Genomic DNA, 8,096 nt, shown 5'->3' with positions numbered 1-8,096 from the left:
TTTTTTTATTACAATCAATTATATTGGATAAATAAATATCAATAACTAAATTAATTAAGCTTATAATACATGTATTGAAAAAAACGTTATTAATAACAAAATATAAATTAGAGTAAATTAAATGTAGATATATATATATTTTTTATAAAAAGTAAGTGCAAACTTTTTATAAAAAATATATTGTCAAAAAAATTTAATAAATTCAATTATATTTATATAAATATAATTGAATTATTGAAAAACTAAAAAATAGAAGTATTATGTCTACAAAATGCTAACTACAATAGTAGAGAGTTTACATTAAAATTTAGGAAGTAGGTTTATTAGTACTAATAAGCGGATTTTATCAGCTAAAAATTAAAAGTGGTAAATATAGTGAAAATTAATTATTAATCTAAAATAAATAGGAGGTATATAAAGATGCTAGAGGTTAGAAGAATAAGAGAGAATTTAGAAGATATTAAAAAAGCGATGGATAGAAGAGGGGAAAAAGAATTTGATCTTGATGCTGTAGTTGAATTAGATGATCAAAGAAGAGAATTACTTAAAGAAGTTGAAGTAATGAAAAATGAATTAAATGTTGAATCTAAAAAGATACCTCAACTTATAAAAGAGGGCAAGAATGTAGAAGAAGCAAAAGTGGTATTAAAAGATTTATCAGATAAGATAAAGGTAATAGATGAAAAAGTTAGAGCAGTAGAAGCAGATATGGAATATAGATTAATGAGAATTCCAAATGTACCTCATCCAGACGTTCCACAAGGAACAACTGATGAAGATAATGTTGAGATAAGAACTTGGGGAGAAACTCCAAAGTTTGATTTCGAAGAAAAAGCTCATTGGGATATAGGAACTGGATTAGGAATATTAGATTTTGAAACAGCTGGTAAAATAACTGGTTCAAGATTTACTTTATACAAAGGATTAGGAGCTAGATTAGAAAGAGCTTTAATAAACTTTTTCTTAAATACTCATGTAGATGAAAATGGATATACGGAAGTATTACCTCCTTTCATGGCTAATAGAAACAGCTTTGTAGGAACAGGACAATTACCTAAGTTTGAAGAAGATATGTTCAAATTAGAAGGATTAGATTACTTCTTAGTGCCAACTGCAGAAGTACCGGTAACTAATATACACAGAGATGAAATCTTATCTGTAGATCAATTACCAATAAAATACTGTGCATATACTCCATGTTTCAGATCAGAAGCAGGATCTGCTGGTAGAGATACTAGAGGTTTAGTAAGACAACATCAATTCAACAAGGTTGAATTAGTTAAGTTTGTTGATCCAAAAGAATCTTACAATGAGTTAGAAAAATTAACTAATGATGCAGAAAAAATGTTACAAATGTTAGGATTACCATACAGAGTGGTTAGAATATGTACAGGAGACTTAGGGTTCACTGCAGCATTTAAATATGACTTAGAAGTATGGATGCCAAGTTATAACAGATATGTTGAAATATCTTCTTGTTCAAACTTTGAAGATTTCCAAGCTAGAAGAGCTGGTATAAGATTCAAGAGAGATAAGAAATCTAAAGCTGAATATGTTCATACATTAAATGGTTCAGGATTAGCTGTAGGAAGAAGTTTAGCTGCTATACTAGAAAACTATCAACAAGCTGATGGATCTGTAATAGTTCCAGAAGCGTTAAGACCATATATGGGTGTAGATGTTATAAAAAATAATGAATTATAAAAAATAAAGTAGAACAGATATATAATTGTAAGAGGGAGCTTATATAAGCTCCCTCTTACAGTTTATATACATAAAGAATACAAGGATGATATAGGAATAATAAAAAATTAAGTTGAATTATAAAATAAACTATGATAAAATAGAATTGTTATAAGTTTTAGGAGGAAATATGGAAAAATCATTCTATATGAAAGAAGCATTAAAAGAAGCATATAAAGCATATAATAAGAAAGAAACTCCGATTGGAGCTGTTGTAGTCAAAAATGAAGAAATTATAGGTAGAGGCCACAATCTTACAGAAACTTTAAATGATTGTACTGCACATGCAGAAATTTTAGCTATAAGAGAAGCAGCAGAAAATTTAGGTGGATGGAGACTTATTGATTGTGATTTATATGTAACTATGGAACCATGCATTATGTGTAGTGGAGCAATAGTTAATTCTAGAATCAAAAAACTTATAATAGGAACTAAGCATATAAAGAATTCATATACAGAAAAACAGCATGAATTTAAAATAAATTATTATGAAAATAGTAACGTTGAGGTTTCCTTTGGAGTGCTAGAAGAGGATTGTTCCAAGATATTACAAGAATTTTTTAAAACTTTAAGGAAAAAATAATAGGGAGAGTTGGTCGAGTCGGTCGAAGGCGCTCGCCTGGAAAGTGAGTATACGTGTCAAAAGCGTATCGTGGGTTCGAATCCCACACTCTCCGCCAGAGGAAATTTAAATATGGTTGTAATTTTGCTGTACTAGATGGGGAGGTAGCGGTGCCCTGTAACCTGCAATCCGCTATAGCAGGATTGAATTCCATCTAGAGGCTTATCTTTTGTAGGGCTGCCCTAAATAAGTGGTGTTGACACTTAGGTCCTGCGCAATGAAAGCTCATGAATCCCGTCAGATCCGGAAGGAAGCAGCGGTAAGTGACCACTTTCGTGTGCCGCGGGGGTGCCTAAGTTGAGCTAACTGTTTAGGTAACGCTTATGAGAGTAAGTCAATAGATGGTGTACAGCATTTAAATATATAAAAAACAAATCTCTTAATTTAAGAGATTTTTTTTATTTATAAAACTTTAAACATTTTAAGTATATAACTTATAATAGGGTACATATATTAGAATCTATTACGGTTAAGAAGTAAAATAAGTAAAATGGATTTATAATTTATGTAAGTAAAATATATTACAATATCATGATATAATATTTCAATATATTGTAAATATAATATATTGGATAGATTTTTTTATTAAGGAGAGATAAAAATGCATAAGGCATTGTATAGAGCATATAGACCTCAAAACTTTGAGGATGTTGTTGGGCAAGAGCATATTACAAGAACTTTAAAAAATCAGATAGAGAGTAACAATGTTGGGCATGCTTACTTATTCTCTGGAACCAGAGGGACGGGTAAAACGTCTACGGCGAAAATATTTGCTAGAGCTGTTAATTGCTTAAATAGTGTTAATCAGGAACCATGTAATGAATGTGATGCATGTAAGGATATATTAAATGATAATATAATGGATGTCGTAGAGATAGATGCAGCATCTAATAATAGTGTAGATGATATAAGAGAACTTAGAGAAAGTGTTAAATACTCACCTACTAAAGCAAAGTATAAAGTATATATAATAGATGAGGTACACATGTTATCTCAGGGAGCGTTCAATGCTCTCTTAAAGACATTAGAAGAGCCACCATCATATATAATATTTATATTAGCAACTACAGAACCGCATAAGATTCCTGCAACTATTTTATCGAGATGTCAGAGATTTGACTTTAAAAGGGTTACAGTAAGTGATATGACTGCTAGGATGAAAAAAATATGTAAAGAAGAGAATATAGAAGTTGAAGATAAAGCTCTTAATCTTATATCTAGAAATGCTCAGGGGGCACTAAGAGATGCACTTAGTATATTAGACCAATGTATATCTTTTGGAGATAATAAAATAGAATATAAAGATGTTGTAGAGTTATTAGGGACTGTAAATATAGAACAATTATTTGAAATGGCACAGTTTATAATAAATGAGGATACAAAAAAATCTCTTCAAACTTTAAATGAATTTGTTATATGGGGTAAAGATATAAGAAACTTAATAAATGATTTGATAGATCATTTTAGAAATCTTATGGTTTGTAAAGTATCTACAGATCTTGATGAAATTATTTCTTTGCCAGAGGAAACAATAAAACAATTAAAATCTCAAGCTAATAATGTAGATGTGAATGATTTAATAAGAATTTTAAATATATTGTCAATCACTCAAGATACTATGAGAACTTCATCAAACCCAAGAGTTTTAGCAGAGGTGACTATGATGAAAATTGCTCAACCTATGTTTGATGAAAGTAAAGAAGCTCTTATAAAAAGAATTGAGAATTTAGAAAAAATAATAGAAAGTGGAAATATAAAGGTTAATGCTGTTAACATAGAGAATAATAATGAAGTGGTAGAAAATAATGAAGATACAGAAGAAGAAATAATATATGAAACAGTAAAAAGTGAAGATGTTAAGCTAATAGAGGCATCTTGGCAAAAAATAAGACAAAAAATTAAAGATGATAAGCAAAGTAAGCAGATGCCTGTATATTTTTTATTGGGTGATGTAAGTAGTTTTAATGTGTATGAAAATATGTTGTATATAATTTATGGAGATGGATTTGAATTTGCAAAGAAAAGACTAAATGATTCTAATACTATAGCATACATAGAAAAGATGATAAGAGAAACTATAAATAGAAGTTTTAGCATAAAAGTAATACTAGAATCTGAAGTTAAAAATATAAGTTTGGAAATAGAGAATGTTAAAAAAGACAAGGGCGAAGAAATTTTAAAAGAATTAGTTAATAAAGATATATTAGAAATAAAAGATAGTATTAAAGAAAATGAAGATAAATAATAAATACTATTATGATATAATATTAAAATAAAAAGTAAGTTTTTAAGGAGGATTTTAATTATGGCTAAGAAAGGTTTTGGAGGCGGAATGATGCCTGGAAATATGAATAATATATTAAAGCAGGCTCAAAAGATGCAAGAAAATATGCAAAAAATGCAACAAGAATTAGAAGCAAAGGAAGTTGAAGCTTCAGTTGGAGGAGGAGCTGTTACTGTTAAAGTTAATGGTAAGAAAGAAGTTGTAGATATAACTATAAAACCTGAAGTTGTTGATCCAGATGATATAGAGATGTTACAAGATTTAGTTCTAAGTGCAGTTAATGAAGCATTAAGAAGTGTTGATGATATGCAAGCATCTCAAATGAGCAAAGTAACTGGAGGAATGAATATACCAGGATTATTCTAGTAGGTGATAATATGCAAGTTTATACAGGTCCTATAACTAGGCTTATAGAAGAATTTTCAAAACTTCCTGGAGTAGGAAGGAAAACAGCTCAAAGATTAGCTTTCCATGTTATTAATATGAATATTAATGATGTAGAAGCTTTATCTAAAGCTATAGTAGAAGCTAAAAGGGAAATAAGATACTGTTCAGTATGTTGTAATATAACTGATACAGATCCTTGTAGCATGTGCTCTAATAAAAATAGAGATGCTAGTGTTATCTGTGTAGTAGAAGATCCTAGAGATGTTGCTGCTATGGAAAGAACAAGAGAATTTAAGGGTCAATACCATGTATTAAATGGTGTTATATCTCCTATGGATGGTATTGGACCAGATATGATAAAAATAAAAGAGCTAATACAAAGATTAGGAACTCAAGATGTAAAAGAAATAATAATGGCTACTAACCCTACAATAGAGGGTGAAGCTACAGCTATGTACATAGCTAGACTTCTAAAACCGATGGGTATAAAAGTGACTAGAATTGCTCATGGATTACCTGTAGGTGGGGATTTAGAGTATGCAGATGAGGTAACAATATCTAAAGCATTAGAAGGTAGAAGAGAAATATAAAAATCGAGGTGAATGCCTCGATTTTTTTGTCGTTTAATAGAAGAATTTTGTGGTTAAAAATATATTAGATTTGTTGAACAAAAATTCTGAGTAATGTATAATTTGTTGTATATTCATTTAAAATTTTTAATAGGGGTGCAATATGAAATCAACTATGAACCTAGAAGAGCATAAGGCTATGAAGGAAAAAAGGCTAAAGAAGTTAAACTCAAAGGATAAGAGTAAATATGATGAAAATGATGATATGAGTTTATTAATCAAGAAAAAATCAAAAAAGACTTCAAAATCTAGAAATACAGACTTTAGAAATAACTATAAGGATTATCAATATGATTATGAAGAAGATTTTTATGAACCAATGTATTAGAAAGAAAAAGTTAATACAAGTAAATTGTTATATACTTAAACATTTACTATAAAATAAAAAATCCCTATAGGAATTGTCCAATAGGGATTTTATTTATATAGTTATATATATTACTGATATTATTGAGGTTGTTTATCTTTTTCTAATATATCTATAACTAAATTAGCTATATTCTGAGAAGACTTAAATTTCCTTATAGACTTTATATTACGTTTAAGTATATCTAATCTAGATGAATCATCTATAAGAACTTTTAAAAGTACTGATAGAGTATATTTTTTTGTTGTTCTAAGTGCAGCACCACAGTTAGAGAGAAAATCTAAATTCTCTTCTTCTTGACCAGGTATATAATAAGGAACTATCATTGGAACATCTTTTAGCAATGCTTCAGTAGTAGTCAAGCCTCCAGGTTTAGTTACTAATACATCTATTGAAGCTAAGATATCATTCATTTTATTAGTATAGCCTAAAACACATACATTTTTATCATGAGGGTGAGAGGCTAATTTTTTATCAATTTTTTCTCGAAGACTTTCGTTTCTTCCAGTTATAACTATAATTTGGAAATCTCTGTTTATATCTAATAATTCAACTAGGGTTTCTCTTATATTTCCAGCACCGAAACTTCCGCCCATTAAGAGTACAGTGAGTTTATCAGGAGATAAACCTAGTTCAGTTAAAACAGTTTGTTTATCTCTATTAGATAAGAATGACTTTTCAACAGGAATACCAAAAGTTTTAATCTTATTACTTTCAACACCTTCAAAAACCAACAATTCTTTTACATATTCATGGCCAACTATGTAGTAATCTATTTCGTTTTGTATCCATGTTGAATGAGTTGTATAGTCTGTTAATACAGAAATCATTGGAGGAACGTCTATATCATAGTAATGCTTATTAAACGTATCTCCGAAATTTGTTGGACTAGAATAAGAATTTTGATGCTTTTTTAAAGTACTCAGTGCTATCATAGGGAATGGATGAGTACCTATAATTACATCTGGTTTAGAATTTTTAAGAAGTTTTCTGAATTTCTGAGCCATAAAAGACGTAAGTAGATTATCTTTAAATTCATTTTTAGATATAAGAGTAGTCTCAGAAAATCTATAAACACTTCCATAAGCTTTAGGTGTATATATTGCAGATTTTTCATAACCCCTAGATATTATTTTATCCATTGTATTATTAACTAATTTTAAACTATCAATTATTTCACATTGTATAGGTATTCCATCTATTGATTTTTGTTCTAATTCTTCTTTGATTGCTCGAGCAGCTCGATTATGTCCTCCGCCAGTTGAAGCAGACATAATTAATACTTTTTTGCTCATAATAAACTCCTCCTAAAAATGTAGCGTTATATTGAATAATAATACAATTTTTTGTATTATTAATTATGTTTAATAAATTTAATTTGCTACATATTAGATTATATACTAATAATGCGCTAATAATAATCTATTATATAACAAAAAAAAATACAAGATTATAGATAATGAAAATAAAGGAGATAAAACTTATGAAAGCTGTAGAAATATATACAAGTGATTCATGTATTCAATGTATAAAAGCAAAAGAATTTTTAAAATCTAATAATGTTGAATATATAGAGCGTAATATATCTAAAAATTCACAAGATAGAAGAGCTTTAATAGATATGGGGTATATGTCAATTCCGGTTACTATTATAAATGGTCAACATGTATTAGGGTTTGACTTAAATAGAATGAAAAATTTATTAGGAATATAAGCTACAATAAAATAATATTATCTAAAATAGTGTAAGGAGGTATAGAATTAATTACTTTTTTACATTATTTTTAGTGAGTAAACAATATAACTCTAGGTTGTATAAAAAAATATATATTACATAGAATAAGCTAGGAGTTAGGAAATGACTTGAATTTATAAAAAAGTAACAAAAAATATAAAAAAGTTTCATAAAAAGTGTTGACGATATTAAATTAAGATGATATAGTATTACTTGTCCTTAAGAAAAGGGCAAACAAGAAAATGAACTTTGAAAATTAAACAGTAGGTTAATTTATAGAATTTGAAACAAACCAAACAAACAAAGCCAGATATATAACAGTATCTGAG

8 protein-coding genes, 1 tRNA gene and 1 other RNA gene are annotated in these 8,096 nt (G+C 28.5%); 9 read left to right on the top strand and 1 reads right to left on the bottom strand.

The features are described 5' to 3' along the window. The first annotated feature begins 420 nt into the window (after positions 1-420). The 8 genes from serS (at position 421) to VLM92_RS09140 (ending at position 5,993) form a co-directional block, all read left to right on the top strand. Entirely contained in the window at positions 421-1,704 is a 1,284-nt protein-coding gene (gene serS, locus VLM92_RS09175) for a serine--tRNA ligase (protein ID WP_325276040.1), read from the top strand. Between the two features lie 169 nt (positions 1,705-1,873). Further along, a complete protein-coding gene (locus tag VLM92_RS09170; protein WP_325276039.1) occupies positions 1,874-2,326 on the top strand; it encodes a nucleoside deaminase in 453 nt (150 codons plus the stop codon). Between the two features lie 3 nt (positions 2,327-2,329). Next, positions 2,330-2,423 (top strand) — tRNA-Ser (locus VLM92_RS09165). Positions 2,424-2,452: 29 nt separating this feature from the next. Continuing rightward, positions 2,453-2,717, top strand: an RNA gene (ffs, locus tag VLM92_RS09160) — signal recognition particle sRNA large type. A 249-nt stretch (positions 2,718-2,966) separates the two neighbouring features. Next, a complete protein-coding gene (gene dnaX, locus VLM92_RS09155; protein WP_325276038.1) occupies positions 2,967-4,610 on the top strand; it encodes a DNA polymerase III subunit gamma/tau in 1,644 nt (547 codons plus the stop codon). 60 nt (positions 4,611-4,670) lie between these two features. Next, positions 4,671-5,015: a YbaB/EbfC family nucleoid-associated protein gene (locus tag VLM92_RS09150; RefSeq protein ID WP_325276037.1), complete on the top strand. Its 345-nt coding sequence runs from the start codon at positions 4,671-4,673 to the stop codon at positions 5,013-5,015. Between the two features lie 11 nt (positions 5,016-5,026). After that, positions 5,027-5,626, top strand: a complete 600-nt coding sequence (gene recR, locus VLM92_RS09145) for a recombination mediator RecR (RefSeq protein ID WP_325276036.1) — start codon at positions 5,027-5,029, stop codon at positions 5,624-5,626. Positions 5,627-5,768: 142 nt separating this feature from the next. Beyond that, complete coding sequence (locus tag VLM92_RS09140; RefSeq protein WP_325276035.1) at positions 5,769-5,993, top strand: hypothetical protein; 225 nt, start codon at positions 5,769-5,771, stop codon at positions 5,991-5,993. A gap of 119 nt (positions 5,994-6,112) precedes the next feature. Here VLM92_RS09140 and VLM92_RS09135 read toward each other — a convergent pair whose 3' ends face one another. Further along, the gene (locus tag VLM92_RS09135; protein ID WP_325276034.1) at positions 6,113-7,327 is read right to left on the bottom strand and encodes an MGDG synthase family glycosyltransferase; all 1,215 of its coding nucleotides are present in this window, start codon (positions 7,325-7,327) and stop codon (positions 6,113-6,115) included. 188 nt (positions 7,328-7,515) lie between these two features. Here VLM92_RS09135 and VLM92_RS09130 point away from each other — a divergent pair, with 188 nt between their 5' ends. Further along, the gene (locus VLM92_RS09130; protein ID WP_325276033.1) at positions 7,516-7,746 is read left to right on the top strand and encodes a glutaredoxin family protein; all 231 of its coding nucleotides are present in this window, start codon (positions 7,516-7,518) and stop codon (positions 7,744-7,746) included. Positions 7,747-8,096 lie beyond the last annotated feature (350 nt).

The organism is Romboutsia sp. (assembly GCF_035470145.1).
Classification (GTDB): domain Bacteria; phylum Bacillota; class Clostridia; order Peptostreptococcales; family Peptostreptococcaceae; genus Romboutsia_D.
This window is presented reverse-complemented; position numbering and strand designations above follow the sequence as displayed.